The sequence below is a fragment of the Pseudomonas sp. GW821-FHT07B01 genome (assembly GCF_059419065.1).
On sequence record NZ_JBWKRA010000012.1, the window covers coordinates 13,486 to 27,618 of the forward strand.

Annotated in this window: 15 protein-coding genes; 2 read left to right on the forward strand and 13 right to left on the reverse strand. The window is 59.3% G+C overall.

Annotation, left to right across the window (positions count from 1 at the left end; all coding sequences use genetic code 11):
• Positions 1–61 precede the first annotated feature (61 nt).
• Entirely contained in the window at positions 62–733 is a 672-nt protein-coding gene (locus tag AC07S6_RS14895; RefSeq protein WP_181125357.1) for a COG3650 family protein, read from the reverse strand.
• A gap of 96 nt (positions 734–829) precedes the next feature.
• Positions 830–1,429, reverse strand: a complete 600-nt coding sequence (locus AC07S6_RS14900) for a short chain dehydrogenase (protein WP_181125358.1) — start codon at positions 1,427–1,429, stop codon at positions 830–832.
• 218 nt (positions 1,430–1,647) lie between these two features.
• Here AC07S6_RS14900 and AC07S6_RS14905 point away from each other — a divergent pair, with 218 nt between their 5' ends.
• Positions 1,648–2,562 carry a LysR family transcriptional regulator gene (locus tag AC07S6_RS14905; RefSeq protein WP_197900627.1) on the forward strand — a complete coding sequence of 305 codons (915 nt, stop codon included), beginning with the start codon at positions 1,648–1,650 and terminating at the stop codon, positions 2,560–2,562.
• On the opposite strand, the gene AC07S6_RS14910 is transcribed toward AC07S6_RS14905, so the two are convergent.
• From AC07S6_RS14910 to AC07S6_RS14950, 9 genes are all read right to left on the reverse strand, one after another.
• Positions 2,553–3,038 carry a DoxX family protein gene (locus tag AC07S6_RS14910; RefSeq protein WP_034125950.1) on the reverse strand — a complete coding sequence of 162 codons (486 nt, stop codon included), beginning with the start codon at positions 3,036–3,038 and terminating at the stop codon, positions 2,553–2,555. The two genes, AC07S6_RS14905 and AC07S6_RS14910, sit on opposite strands and share 10 nt — an antisense overlap.
• On the reverse strand, positions 3,035–3,811 hold the full coding sequence (locus AC07S6_RS14915; RefSeq protein WP_495112550.1) for an HvfC/BufC N-terminal domain-containing protein: 777 nt from the start codon (positions 3,809–3,811) through the stop codon (positions 3,035–3,037). The genes AC07S6_RS14910 and AC07S6_RS14915 overlap by 4 nt, the downstream gene beginning before the upstream one ends.
• Positions 3,808–4,686 carry an MNIO family bufferin maturase gene (bufB, locus tag AC07S6_RS14920; RefSeq protein ID WP_495112551.1) on the reverse strand — a complete coding sequence of 293 codons (879 nt, stop codon included), beginning with the start codon at positions 4,684–4,686 and terminating at the stop codon, positions 3,808–3,810. Before bufB ends, AC07S6_RS14915 begins: the two co-directional genes overlap by 4 nt.
• Positions 4,687–4,708: 22 nt before the next feature.
• Positions 4,709–5,005: a BufA1 family periplasmic bufferin-type metallophore gene (locus tag AC07S6_RS14925; protein WP_034125953.1), complete on the reverse strand. Its 297-nt coding sequence runs from the start codon at positions 5,003–5,005 to the stop codon at positions 4,709–4,711.
• A 247-nt stretch (positions 5,006–5,252) separates the two neighbouring features.
• Positions 5,253–5,954, reverse strand: coding sequence for an ABC transporter ATP-binding protein (locus AC07S6_RS14930; protein WP_003193540.1), 702 nt, complete (start codon positions 5,952–5,954; stop codon positions 5,253–5,255).
• Between the two features lies 1 nt (position 5,955).
• Positions 5,956–6,723 carry a high-affinity branched-chain amino acid ABC transporter ATP-binding protein LivG gene (gene livG, locus AC07S6_RS14935; protein WP_003193538.1) on the reverse strand — a complete coding sequence of 256 codons (768 nt, stop codon included), beginning with the start codon at positions 6,721–6,723 and terminating at the stop codon, positions 5,956–5,958.
• Positions 6,720–7,973: a high-affinity branched-chain amino acid ABC transporter permease LivM gene (locus AC07S6_RS14940; RefSeq protein WP_034125955.1), complete on the reverse strand. Its 1,254-nt coding sequence runs from the start codon at positions 7,971–7,973 to the stop codon at positions 6,720–6,722. The genes livG and AC07S6_RS14940 overlap by 4 nt, the downstream gene beginning before the upstream one ends.
• Positions 7,970–8,893, reverse strand: coding sequence for a high-affinity branched-chain amino acid ABC transporter permease LivH (gene livH, locus AC07S6_RS14945; protein WP_003193535.1), 924 nt, complete (start codon positions 8,891–8,893; stop codon positions 7,970–7,972). The genes AC07S6_RS14940 and livH overlap by 4 nt, the downstream gene beginning before the upstream one ends.
• 227 nt (positions 8,894–9,120) lie before the next feature.
• Entirely contained in the window at positions 9,121–10,248 is a 1,128-nt protein-coding gene (locus AC07S6_RS14950; RefSeq protein WP_003193533.1) for a branched-chain amino acid ABC transporter substrate-binding protein, read from the reverse strand.
• 341 nt (positions 10,249–10,589) lie between these two features.
• Here AC07S6_RS14950 and AC07S6_RS14955 point away from each other — a divergent pair, with 341 nt between their 5' ends.
• The gene (locus AC07S6_RS14955; protein WP_034125956.1) at positions 10,590–10,892 is read left to right on the forward strand and encodes a DUF2288 domain-containing protein; all 303 of its coding nucleotides are present in this window, start codon (positions 10,590–10,592) and stop codon (positions 10,890–10,892) included.
• A 228-nt stretch (positions 10,893–11,120) separates the two neighbouring features.
• Here the strand turns inward: AC07S6_RS14955 and AC07S6_RS14960 are convergent, their stop codons facing one another.
• Positions 11,121–13,382, reverse strand: a complete 2,262-nt coding sequence (locus AC07S6_RS14960) for a putative bifunctional diguanylate cyclase/phosphodiesterase (RefSeq protein WP_495112605.1) — start codon at positions 13,380–13,382, stop codon at positions 11,121–11,123.
• Between the two features lie 139 nt (positions 13,383–13,521).
• Positions 13,522–13,890 (reverse strand): YkgJ family cysteine cluster protein, encoded by a 369-nt coding sequence (locus tag AC07S6_RS14965; RefSeq protein ID WP_054898407.1) that lies wholly within the window; start codon positions 13,888–13,890, stop codon positions 13,522–13,524.
• Between the last annotated feature and the right edge of the window lie 243 nt (positions 13,891–14,133).

The window sequence follows — 14,133 nt, forward strand, 5'->3', positions numbered from 1 at the left end:
AACCGGCGATTATAAGCCCCAATGGCAAGTTTCCGTCAGGTTAAAACAGCACAGGGGCTAATCAGTCGTCCCGCGAGCCGCCGAACGCCGCGCAACCACGCTGCACCTGGCCGTTCACGCGCAGCTCGGCGCTCATGTGCTGCAGGCTGCCGCTCACACTGTCGACGCAGCGCTGGGGCGCCACCCATAGTTCGATGTGCTGGTTATTGGCTTCGGTCATCAGGTTGAAGCGGCCGTCGCCCAGTTGTTCCTCGACGTACGGCACTGCCAAAGGTGGCTGGCCTTCGCGCTCCAGCACCATGCCCTTGGCCGTGACGTTCATCGCCCAGGCGGGTTTATGGCCGTTGGCCCGCAGGATCATGCGCTTGAAATCCGGGTCAGAGCACGCTGAGGTCGAGCGTTCGACGCGATACAGCTGTTGCAGGTCCACTGAACCCTGGGTGCCGCTGGCGACCCCGGAAAACTTGCCGCGCAGGTCGGCAAACAGCTTGCCCTGCTGGCCGGCCAGTGAGGCGGCTTCCTGCAGGACGCTGGTGCCGCCGGTGTCGTTGACCACGTAGCTACGCTGGTCGCCGCACGGCTGGAACAGCAGTTTGCCGTCCACCGCGGTCAGCTCACCCTGCATACGGGTCAGCCCGACAGTCGATGGCTTGGCCGGCTCGCTTTCGAACAATTGGCAGGCGGCGAATACAGGAAGCAAGGCAAACAGGACGAGGGTACGGGCGGCGCGCATTATCGGGTCTCCAGGCAAGTGCCGCCACGTTACGCAGGCTGGCCGTGCATCACAAGCCCGCTTGCCAGCTTCAGGCGTTTCTTACAGCACTCACCCTCACCCCACGATAAAGGTCTGACCAGTTTGTAGGCCCTCGACGCTTTTGGCGTAAGCCAGCGCTACATCGGCGGCGGGGGCAGGTTTGTAGCCACGGAAATAAGGGGCATAGCTGCCCATGGCTTCCAGCAGCACCGTCGGGCTGACCGAGTTGATACGCAGGCCGCGTGGCAATTCAATGGCCGCCGCTTTGACGAAGGCGTCCAATGCACCGTTGACCAAGGCCGCCGAAGCGCCGGTGCGGATAGGATCACGGTTCAGGATGCCGCTGGTGAAAGTGAATGAAGCGTTATCGTTGGCGTACTCACGACCGATCAACAGCAGGTTGACCTGGCCCATCAGCTTGTCACGCAGGCCCAGTTCGAAATCGCTGTCGTTCATGTCTGCCAAGGGCACGAAGTTGACGCTGCCTGCCGCGCAGATCAGGGCGTCGAACTTGCCGGTCTGTTCGAACAGCGTGCGGATCGAGGCGCTATCGCTGATATCCACCTGGAAGTCACCGCTGGTGCGGCCGATGCTGATCACTTCGTGGCGCTGGGCCAGTTCCGCCTTGACCGCTGAACCGATGGTGCCGCTGGCACCGATCAATAGGATTTTCATCGTGCTGTTCCTCTGGGGCTAATTCCTTGCAGGAGCGAGCTTGTTCGCGAAAAACTCAAGCTCGCCGGCGTGTAGTCAGGCTTACCGCGTGATCGTTGACGTTCTTCGCGAGCAAGCTCGCTCCTACAGGGGTTGGGATTTGCGTTCAGTCTAATGTGGCTTTTTAACTGGATAAACGTGCTAATAGGCAACCTTTGGTTTTCAAATGGAAACAGTCTATGAGCGAAATGGATGACCTGGCGGCGTTCGCCGTGCTGATCGAAGCCGGCAGTTTCACCGTGGCGGCCGCACAATTGGGCTGCAGCAAAGGGCAGTTGTCCAAGCGCATCAGCCAGTTGGAAGCGCAGTTTGCCGTGGTTTTGCTGCACCGCACCACGCGCAAGCTGAGCCTTACTGCTGCCGGCGCGGCGTTGCTGCCCCAGGCACAAGCATTGGTGGTGCAGGTGGAACGCGCCCGCCAGGCATTGGCGCGGCTCAAAGATGATTTGGCTGGCCCTGTGCGTATGACCGTTCCAGTGTCGTTGGGTGAAACCTTCTTTGATGGCTTGCTGCTGGAGTTCTCCAAGCAATATCCGCAGGTGCGGATCGAGCTGGAGCTCAATAACAGCTACCGAGACTTGGCACGGGATGGTTTTGACTTGGGGGTACGTTCGGGCGCCATCGAACATGAACGCTTGGTGGCTAAACCTTTGCTGGCCTGGCATGAGATGACCTGCGCCAGCCCGGCTTATCTGGAACAGCATGGCGAGCCGCAGACCCCGGCGGACCTGGCGGCGCACAGCTGTTTGCTCAACAGTCATTACAGTGGCCGCGAGGAATGGTTGTACCACCAGCAACACGAATTGCTGCGGGTAAAGGTGAGCGGCACCTTCGCCTCCAACCACTACAACCTGTTGAAAAAAGCAGCGTTGGTCGGCGCCGGTATTGCCCGCCTGCCGTCCTACGTTCTACCCACGGAGCTGGCTGACGGCCGATTGCGCTGGCTGCTGCGCGATTATCAGACACGCAGCATGCCGATGTACCTGGTGCATCCCTACCAGGGCGGTTTGCCTCGACGTACCCAGGTGTTGGCCGACTACCTGGTGGACTGGTTCAAGCGCAGCGGCGAAGCGCTGGATCGGCTTCAGCGATAACGACGCGCAATCAGGTGGTCGATGGACAGGCAGCCCGGGCCTTTGGCAAGCAACAACAATAACAGCGCAAGCCAGGTGCCGTGAGTGGGGTAGGCGTCAGGGTAGACGAACAGCTGGATGGTCAAGGTCATGCCGATCAAGGCCAGGGCCGAGAAGCGCGTGGCGAACCCCAGCAGAATCAATACTGGAAAAAAGTGCTCGGCAAAGGTTGCCAGGTGCGCGGCCACCTCTGGCGACAGCAGAGGTAATTGGTATTCGCTGCGAAACAAAAAGAGCGTCGAGGCGGCGAGTTTGGGCTCACCCCATTGGAAGGTGCCGCTGATCAGGTCAATGGCAAAGCCTTCGACCTTGGTCTGGCCAGACTTCCAGAACACCGCCGCAATGGAGAAGCGCGCGATAAAGGCGATCAGGCTGTAGGGGATTTTTTCAAACAGTGCGACGGTTCGTTTTACCAGGCAGGGAGCGGGAAAGTTCATGGCGATACCTCTGATTGCAGATGCAAATGGGTGATGGCGTCGTGGCTGATCAACAGCGTGAGACATAGGTGCAAATCGAATTCGTCAGAGGCTTTCAGGGCATCAGCTATGGCCATTTCCAGCCCTGCGCCTTGGTTGAGTCGGTTGATAAAGGTCACAGACCCGCGGTCGATGGCGAATACCTTGACCACCAACCCTTGGCGCAAGACCAGCCCGCCTTGGGCATGCCAGGGGTTAAAGCTGGTGATGGCCCCGTCGGCCTGGTGCGCCGCCCAAATCGATACCACCGCGTAGGACGATTCCAGCGTGGCAAGTGACGGATGCAGTCCTACACGCAGTTGCCCCAGTTGCGCGCAACCTTGCAGTTGCCGAAGTACGCTGTGCTGATCCAGAACCAGACAATCCGCCGCGTGATAAGCGCGAACCCTCAAGCGTTCCAGCCGGGCGACATCGGCCAGGTAGGGCACGCTCCAGGCCGGTTCGAAACCCTGGATAAAGTCAGAGAACGTGCTGCCGTACTCACTGATCAAGGGGCTGGTGGGCGGGTGGGCCTGGGCATACAGACCGGCCATGGCGCGGAAAAACTCATCGCCGACCAGTTGCCGCGCCACCGGGTAGGCGGCTGCCAAAGCATTGATCAAAGCGCTATGGACATTGTTTCGATACACCGCAAAGCGGCTCGCCGGTTCAGCACCGTTGCTGCTGAACACGCCCTCGGGGCAGGTTGCTTGCGGGGCCAGTAAAGCCTCGGCGAATGTTTGCTGAATGCTCATCGGGCCACCTGCGACAAATACCATTCGGCCTGCCGGGCCTCTTTTTGCAGCACGCTGAACGCGGGCACCTGGTTATCCCGCTCGATCAGCGTCGCCACCGCTCCGGTCCGTGCCAGTACCTGTGCGTACAGCTGCCACACGGCGTTATCGATCGGCGCGCCGTGGTCATCGATCAGCAGGCGGTCGCCCAGGCTGTCGGTGTCTTCGGCAAAACCGGCCAGATGAATCTCACTCACCGCGTGCAATGGCAGGGCGTCGATGTAGGTCAGAGGGTCGCGCTGGTGATTGATGCACGACACGTAGACGTTGTTGACGTCGAGCAGCAGGCCGCAACCGGTACGGCGGACGATCTGGCTGATGAAGTCGGTTTCGTCCAGGGTAGAGCGCTGGAACTGCAGGTAAGTGGAGGGGTTTTCCAACAGCATCGGCCGCTTGAGCGCGCTCTGTACCTGATCCACGTGTTCGCATACCCGCTCCAGGGTGCAGGCGTCGTAGGCCAGGGGCAGCAGGTCGTTGAGAAACACCGGGCCGTGGCTGGACCAGGCCAGGTGTTCGGAAAAAGAGTGGGGTTGATAGCGTTCGATCAGCGTGGCCAGGCGTGCCAGGTGCTCGCGATCCAAGGGGGCTTCGCCGCCGATGGACAGGCCGACGCCGTGCAGTGACAGGGGGTACTGCGCACGAATCAACCCCAGGTAGTGATGAAACGGGCCGCCGGCCACCATGTAGTTTTCGGCGTGTACTTCGAAAAAACCGATGTCGGCGCGGGTCTCGAGCACCTCGGTGAAGTGCTCGGTCTTGAGCCCCAGCCCGGCCCGATAGGGGAGGCCGGGCACCTGAGCCGGTGAGACCGCGTGTTGGGCTGTAGGCGTCATCATCAGTACTCAGGCTGCGCGGGGTTCAGGATTTGGCGGTGAAGGCCGCTTCCTGGCCAAAACCGGTCGGCGAGGTGGTGCTTGGGGTCTTGGTGCAAGTGCCGGCGGGGACCAGCTTCCAGGCATTGGCCTGGTCTTTGGTTTTGGAGGTGCCAGCGCAGGAAGTACCGGCGCCCGCGGCGCAGTCATTCTTGCCGGCTTCAGCCACGCCGAAGCATTTCTGCATGTCGTCGGCCGCGTGGGCGGTGGTGGTCAGGGCGGACAGGCTCAGGGCAGACCCAAGGGCCAGGACGAGGGTGGCAGCGGACAGTTTGGTGGTCATGGTGTGTCTCCAGCAGTGGTTGAATGCGCAGGCTTGATTGCCTGCATGCACCACTAGAGAGGGCTCGACGAATTGCGTTACACAAACTTCGAAAATAAATTAAATATTAGGGTTCACACCAAACAAATGTGGGAGCGGGCTTGCTCGCGAATGCAGTGTGTCAGCCAACAGTTTCCTGGCTGATTTACCGCATTCGCGAGCAAGCCCGCTCCCACATTTTTGATCCGGTTCCTATGGCAGCCTTCGTTTAGCCGCCGAGGTACGCCTCCCGCACCTTCGGATCGGTCAGCAATTGCTCACCCGTACCCTGCATCACCACCCGGCCATTCTCCAGCACATAGGCACGGTCAGCGATTTTCAGCGCCTGGTTGGCGTTCTGCTCCACCAAAAACACCGTCACACCGTCCTTGCGCAGTTGTTCGATGATGTCGAAGATCTGCTGGATGATGATCGGTGCCAGGCCCAGGGAAGGCTCGTCCAGGAGCAAAAGCTTGGGCTTGCTCATCAGCGCCCGGCCGATGGCGAGCATTTGCTGCTCGCCGCCGGACATGGTGCCGCCGCGCTGGCTGAAGCGTTCCTTGAGGCGGGGGAACAGGTGCAGCACCTTGTCCATCTGCTCCTGGTAATCGCCCTTGTCGGTAAAGAACCCACCCATTGCCAGGTTCTCTTCCACGGTCAGGCGCGAAAACACCCGACGGCCTTCCGGTACCACCGCAATGCTCTTGCGCATGATCTCGGCGGAGTGCTTGCCCACCAGTTCTTCACCCATGTAGCGGATGCTGCCACTGTAGGCTTGCGGCGAACCGCACAAGGTCATCAGCAAGGTCGATTTGCCGGCACCGTTGGCGCCGATCAGGGTGACAATCTCACCCTGGCGCACTTCCACATTGACGCTGTGCAGGGCCTGGATCTTGCCGTAGAAAGTGGAAACGTTTTCGAATTGCAGCATTTTACGCTTCCCCCAAGTAGGCTTTGATCACTTCAGGATTGTCGCGGATCTGCTCCGGCGTCCCGTTGGCCAGCGGCGTGCCCTGGTTGATCACCACGATATGGTCGGAGATGCTCATGACCAGTTTCATGTCGTGTTCGATCAACAGCACCGTGGCGTTGTTTTCCTCACGCAGCACACTGATCAGCGCCTTGAGGTCTTCGGTTTCCTTGGGGTTCAGGCCCGCGGCAGGTTCGTCGAGCATCAGGATGCGCGGGCGGGTCATCATGCAGCGGGCGATTTCCAGGCGACGTTGCTGGCCGTAGGCGAGGGTGCCTGCCGGGCGGTTGGCGAACTCGGTCAGGTTGACCTTGTCCAGCCAGTACGCCGCGTATTCCATGGCCTCGCGCTCGCTCTTGCGGAACGCCGGGGTCTTGAATAGACCTGCGAAGAAGTTGGTGTTCAAGTGACGGTGCTGGGCGATCAACAGGTTCTCAACCGCCGTCATGTCCTTGAACAACCGCACGTTCTGGAAGGTGCGCACCACGCCTTTGCGGGCGATTTCGTGGCCGGCCAGGCCCTGTATGGGCTGGCCGTCCAGCAGGATGCTGCCACCGCTCGGCTTGTAGAAACCGGTAAGGCAATTGAACACCGTGGTCTTGCCGGCGCCGTTGGGGCCGATCAGTGCTACCACTTGTTTCTCTTTGACGGTCAGGGCCACGCCATTGACCGCCAGCAAACCGCCGAAGCGCATGCTCAGGTTTTCGACTTTCAGGATCTCGCGGCTCATTTGCGCAGCTCCATGTGTGGACGTTGCATGGGCAGCAGGCCTTGAGGGCGCCAGATCATCATCAGCACCATCATGGCGCCGAACATCAACATGCGGTATTCGCTGAACTCACGCATCATTTCCGGCAGCAGGATCATCACGATGGCCGCCAGGATCACGCCCAGTTGCGAGCCCATGCCACCTAATACCACGATGGCGAGAATGATCGCCGACTCGATAAAGGTGAACGATTCCGGCGTCACCAGGCCTTGGCGAGCGGCGAAGAAGCTGCCGGCAAAACCGGCGAATGCAGCGCCCAGGGTGAATGCGGAAAGCTTGATGATGGTTGGGTTCAGGCCCAGGGCACGGCAGGCGATTTCATCTTCGCGTAGTGCTTCCCACGCACGGCCGATGGGCATGCGCAGCAGGCGGTTGATCACGAACAAGGCCGCCAATGCCAGCAACAGTGCCACCAGGTACAGGAACACCACTTTGCTCACCGGGTTGTAGGCAATCCCGAAGTACTCGTGGAAAGTCTGCATGCCTTCGGCGGCAGTGCGGTCGAACGACAGCCCGAAGAACGTCGGCTTGGGAATGCTGCTGATACCGTTGGGGCCACCGGTGATATCGGTGAGGTTACGCAGGAACAGGCGAATGATTTCCCCGAACCCCAGGGTCACGATGGCCAGGTAGTCACCGCGCAGGCGCAGCACCGGGAAGCCCAGCAGGAAGCCGAACGTCGCCGCCGCCATACCCGCCAATGGCAGGCAGATCCAGAAGCTCCAGCCCAGGTAATGCGAGAGCAGCGCGTAGGTATAGGCACCCACGGCGTAGAAGCCCACATAACCCAGGTCGAGCAAGCCTGCCAGGCCCACCACGATGTTCAGGCCCAGGCCCAGCAACACGTAGATCAGGATCAGCGTGGCAATGTCGACCGCGCCGCGCGAGCCGAAGAACGGCCAGATCAGCGCCGCGATGATCAACCCGATGATGATGTAGCGCTGGGTGCGCGGCAGGGTCAGAAATTGGCTGACCTTGGGCGACACCAACGGGCCACGGTTGCCCTTGAACAAGGCACCCACCTGCTGGGTGAACAGTACACGCAGGAACATCAGCACCGAACACAGGGCGATGACGGTCAGGGTCACAGGCCCGGTGCCGTGCACCTCCAGGTTGATGCCGACAATGCTCAGCTTGAGGCCGAGTACCGGGAAGGCCACGGCCCACACCAGCAAGGCGCTGAAAAACGCCGATTTAAGATATCTGCTCATACTTTCTCAACCTCCGGACGGCCCAGGATGCCGGTCGGACGGAACAACAACACCAGAACCAACAGGCCGAACGCGACGACGTCCTTGTACTGGTCCCCGAAGATATCGGCGCCAAAGGCTTCGGCCACACCCAGCACCAGCCCGCCGAGCATGGCGCCCGGAATACTGCCGATGCCGCCCAATACCGCTGCGGTAAAGGCCTTGAGACCCACCAGGAAACCGGCGTTGGGGTTGATCACGCCGTATTGCATGCTCAGCAACACGGCCGCCACGGCCGCCAGCGCCGCACCAATGACGAAGGTCAGGGCGATGATGTTGTTGGTGTTGATGCCCAGCAGGTTGGCCATCTTGATGTCTTCGGCGCAGGCCCGGCAGGCGCGCCCCAGACGGGAGCGGGAAATGAACAGCGTCAGGCCCAGCATGGCCACCAGGGTGACCACGAAAACCAGAATCTGCATGTACGAAATCAGCACTTCTTGTGCGCCACCCGGGCCGAAGGAGATGCTCCCCGGAATCAGGTTGGGAATGGACTTGTCCTTGGAGTCCTGGGACAGCAATACGGTGTTCTGCAGGAAAATCGACATGCCGATGGCGGAAATCAGCGGGATCAAACGGTTGCTGCCCCGCAGGGGGCGGTAGGCAACCCGCTCGATGCTGTAGCCATAGGCACTGGTCACGATGATCGACGCCAGGAACGCAGCGGTCATCAATAGCGGCAGGGAGTGGATCCCCATCATGGCCAACCCGGCAAGGGCGATAAAGGCCACGTAGGAACCAATCATGTACACCTCGCCATGGGCGAAGTTGATCATTCCAATGATGCCGTAAACCATTGTGTAGCCAATGGCTATCAAGGCATAGGTGCTGCCAATGGTCAGGCCATTAACCAGCTGTTGGAAAAAATGATAGATCTCAGGCATTACAGCGCTCCTAAAAACCCGATACGCATTTCACTGGTGGAGTCATTTCCGGCTCGGTGCCCTGTTCTGTGACCAGGTTGCACAAAGCGTTTGCCAGCGAACCGCTGGTGACGGTTTTAAGATTTTCAGGTGAGCCAGCGCCCGGATCGCGGGTGACATGGCCCATAAACCTCGTAAAACAAAGCCCACTGCTTGCACAGTGGGCTTGTTGACCAGTAACGCCTGGCTTACTGAGGGGAGACTTCGGTTTTTGGTTTACCGAAGTGCCATTCGTAGACCACGAACTTGAAGTCCTTCAGGTCGCCCTTGGCGTCGAAGCTCAGGTCGCCGGTAGGGGTCTTGAAGGTACCGGCGTGGATGGCCTCGGCCACTTTGGCGGTGTCTTCGCTCTTCGCAGCAGCGATACCGCCGGCGATCACTTCAACCGCCGAGTAGGCCGGGAACACGAACGGACCGGTTGGGTCCTGCTTGTTCTTGGCGAACTCTTCGACGATGGCTTTGTTGGCAGGGTCGGTGTCGAAGGATTTCGGCAGGGTCACCAGCAGACCTTCGGAAGCGCCTTGGGCGATTTGCGAGATGGAGTCGTTACCCACGCCCTCTGGGCCCATGAACTTGGCGTTCAGGCCTTTTTCCTTGGCTTGGCGCAGGATCAGGCCCAGCTCAGGGTGGTAGCCGCCGTAGTAGACGAAGTCGACGTTGGCTTGCTTGAGCTTCTGGATGATCGAGGAGAAGTCTTTGTCACCGGCGTTCAGGCCTTCGAAGACGGCAACCTTGGTGCCTTTTTCTTCAAGGGTCTTCTTCACGGCGCTGGCGATACCTTCACCGTATTGCTGCTTGTCGTGCAGCACGGCAACGATTTTCGGTTTCACGTGGTCGGCGATGTAGTTGCCCGCCGCTGGGCCTTGCGCGCTGTCCAGGCCGATGGTGCGGAAAATCAGCTTGTAGCCACGGGAAGTGATTTCAGGGCTGGTGGCAGCGGGGGTGATCATGATGACGCCTTCGTCTTCATAGATATCCGATGCTGGCTGAGTGGAGCTGGAGCAGAGGTGGCCGACGACGAACTTGACGCCATCATTGACCACTTTGTTGGCAACGGCCACGGCTTGTTTTGGATCGCAAGCGTCGTCGTATTCCTTGGCCTCAAGCATCTTGCCGTCTACGCCGCCCTTGGCGTTGATGTCTTTGATGGCTTGCTTGGCACCCATGAATTGCATGTCGCCGTATTGCGTCACCGGACCGGTCTTGGGACCGGCGATGCCGATCTTGATGGTGTCGGCTGCGAACGAATGGCCGGCAACCCCAGCCAGGACCATAGCGGCAAACAGTTTGGAAATCTGCTTAGTAGCCTTATTCATAGTGCTCCACTCTTACTGTTGTATTTTTTATAGTTCTAGCGGCCTTGTGAGCTGCAGAACCGGATCAGATATCGCGGATATCCCCCCGGCATTGCCCTGGCAACTGTACCGGTACAGTGTAGAGCGCCGGTTGATCGCTTGAAAAGCTGGCAGCTGGGGGCAAAACCTGGGTATGTCGCTTAAGTGAAAGAAAAAGACAGAATTGCGCCGGGCTGCTAACAGCTTTCAAGGCATTCCTTGGCTTTCCTGGCAGTTTCAATCGCTACTTCATTTGCTACTGGGTTTTTCTGCCTGAGCGACGGGGCTATGATTGCGCCGATTTTCTACCCAGGTGAATTCCCATGACGCAAGAACCAAGCACCCTCTATGCCAAGCTGCTCGGTGAAACCGCCGAAATTTCCTGGAAGGAGCTTGAACCGTTCTTTGCCAAGGGTGCCCTATTGTGGGTCGATGCCGGCCTGGATTTGATCGAGGCCGCCGAAGGAATGGCCGAAGACAACCGTGACAAAGTCGCCGCCTGGCTGGCTGCAGGCACCCTTGGCGAGGTGTCTGCGACGCGGGCATTGGACCTGGTCGAACGGGATCCAAGCTTATGGGCAGTGGTGGTCTCGCCATGGATCCTGATCCAGGAAAGGGCAGCATAAGAATGGCGCGCACGAAAAAGGTGCGTATTTTTCACGCGCTGAAGTGTGTAGCCGAGTAACCGCTGAACGCGTGATGGCACCTTGCCGTAGAGAAAGGTCACAGCCGAGGGTGACGTAAGCGTCACGGGAACAGTTGAGGTCCGAAGGAATGAGTGGCGCAATTGTTTCCAGGTATGACCCGGCGTGAAGAGAAGCAGCGATTACACCACCACTCCCCGTGCCTGGGTCTCAGCGAATCGGCCTGACAATAGACGGCGGGCCGATACGCCCTGGCGCCGGGTCTTTTGGCTGTGGAGCGTCGTTGTTCTCTACGCTGAGCGGGTATAGCGGGTTGCGCATGGCAATCCCCTGCATCACGCCGATGATGTCATTGAAAGGCACCGCCGGGCTGAGCAGGTAGCCTTGGATGTAGTCACAGCCATGCTTGAGCAGCAACTCGAACTGTGCCTGGGTTTCCACGCCTTCGGTAACCACCTGCAAGTGCAGGGTGTGGGCCATGCCGATAACCGCCTGGACGATTTCACTGTCTGCGGTGGATTTGGGAATGTCCTGGATAAACGAGCGGTCGATCTTCAAGGTGTTGAGCGGTAATCGCTTGAGATAAGCCAGCGACGAATAGCCAGTGCCGAAGTCATCGATGGCCAGTGACACACCCAGGGCGCGAATTTGCCGCAACAGCGCCAGGGTGCTGCTGATGTTGCCCATCAGCGCATTTTCAGTGACTTCCAGTTCAAGTCGGTTGGTGCCTATGCCGGCGAAGCGCAGGGCGTCTTCGATTTCATCGGCCAGTTCGTCACGCGCCAGGTTCAACGCCGAGCAGTTCACCGCCATGATCAACTCGGTGTAGCCCCGGTCAGACAACAGGCTCAGGTCGTGACAGGCCTGGCGCAATACCCAGTGGTCCAGCTCGGCGATCAGCCCGTTGTTCTCGGCAATGCCGATAAAGCGGTCCGGGGCCAGCAGCCCGTGTTGGGGGTGTTGCCAGCGCACCAGAGCTTCCAGGCGCGTGACCTTGCCCAGCTTCATGTCGAAGATCGGCTGATAAAACAGCACCAGCTGGTTGCGCGTACGCAAGGCGGCGCGCAGTTCTTCCTCCAGTTGCAGCTCAAGGAAGGCGCGTGTTTTCAGGTTGGAGCTGAAGAAGTGCAAGCTGTTGCGCCCGGCGTCCTTGGATTGGTACAGCGCCAGGTCGGCAGTCTTCAGCAGCTCTTCGCAGGTGTGGCCGTCCTCGGGAAACAGGCTGATGCCGATGCTGGTGGTCATCACCATGCGCCGGCCAGCCAGCTCGATGGGCTCTTTCATCTTCTGCATGATGCGCTGGGCCATCTGCCGAGCTTCGTCGCGGTGATGAATAGTGATCAGGATGCAGAATTCATCGCCGCCAAAGCGTGCCACTACATCTTCATGGCTGCGTATCGAGCCCTTGATATGCCCGGCCAGCACCGTGAGCAACTGGTCGCCCGCATCGTGGCCAAGGCTATCATTGATGCGCTTGAAGTGATCAATGTCGAGGAAGATTACCGCCAGCATGCCTTGGCTTCGGGTTTTTTCCGCAACCTTTTCCGCGAAGATCTGATTGAAACCACGGCGGTTGAGCAGGCTGGTCAGCGCATCGAAGTGGGCCACTTGTTGCAGTGAAGCGCGGGCCTGGTCGAGTTCGCTCAGCAGCGCATTGACCCGGCGCAGGTCCCGCTCTTTGTGCTGCAGCTTTTTATCTGCCAGGGCTGCGCTGACACTACTGCCGATCACCAGCAAGGTAATTACCGCCACCGACAACCCCAGTTGAATCGGGCTGCCATCCACCGGCAATGAAAGATCCGCGCCACCGGGCACCAGCATTTGCATGGCCGCCATGCCGGTGAAATGCATGCTCAGGATTCCGGCTCCCAGCACCAGGCTGGCGGCGTATTTGAGCAACTGGTGAAACACGCCGGCTCCGTTGCGCAGGTAGCTGGACAGCAACAATGCCGCCAGGCTGGCGACAATGGCAATCGCCACCGAGGCCAGGAACAGCCGTGTTTCGAAGTACACCTGGGCCTGGGAACGCATGGCCGACATGCCCACGTAGTGCATCAGCGCGATACCCAGCCCCATCCACACCGAAGCCACCAGGTACTGATGAAAACGCAGGTGGGTATGACTGAGGGTCTGCATCGCGAGCAGCGACGCGATCAGGGCGATCAGCAGCGAGGCGAACGTCATGATCAATTCGTAGTGAATGGCGATGGGGGCCTGGAACGCCAGCATGCTGATGAAATGGGTCGACCAGATTCCGCCTGCCAGGCAACCCGCGCCCAGCCAGCGCCAATGGCGGCGGGCGGTGGGGTCTTCGACATGGCCCACACGTTCGGCCATGTCCAGCGTACCGAAGCCCGCCGCGCAGGCGACCAGGTACGCCAGTAGCACCAGAAAGGGGTTATGACTGCAATTGAGTAATAAATGCCCACTGTCTGGAAGGTCGGTAAAAAAGTGCTGCCCCAGCCATTCCATAGCGTATCCCGTCATAGAGCCATGTCACTGCCAGAGGCGATGACCGATGAGATCGAGTATAGAAGTCTCCGAAGATTTGCCATGAATAATGGCGTTTTGATCTCAAATTATTTTGACATGCCTTCCATAGCGTTTGGTGCTAAGCGCTGATGGGCAAGTCGAGTTCGAAGTGTGGGGCTTCCAGCGGCGCCAGGCCGAATGCGGCACGGGCGGCGTCGCAATCGACATTTTGCACGCCCTGGCTCCAGGACGAGTCGAACTCACGGCATACGCTGGAGCGTTGCTCATAAATAGAGCAGCTGGTGGCCTGTCCGACTGCACCTTCAAGGCTGCAGCACCGTGCAGGTTTCTGATCGGTGCCGATCATCGCCACGCGGCTGGGGTTGATCTGCACCACCAGGTCATCGGGCACCGTGCCCCCGGACGAGGCGCACTCACCCCAGAAGAAAGACACGCGAAAGTGTGAACAGCAGGCACCGCAATTCAGACACGGACTGGCTTCGGACATGGGCGTCATCAATAAGAAAAGTAGGAGGAGGGTGCTACGAAAGGCTCGCCATTCTATCCGTGCCATCGCCATTGGGAAGAGGGGCACGCACTTATATTTTCGTGGGCAAAATCCGCTGTTGCCTGGGTGAAATCATGTCCTATCAGCTTTACGAATCATTACAGACAATCACTGACAGCCTGACTATGTTGCAGTGACCTGAGCAGGATGCATCGGGCATCGCAGCTCTCATAACAATAAAAG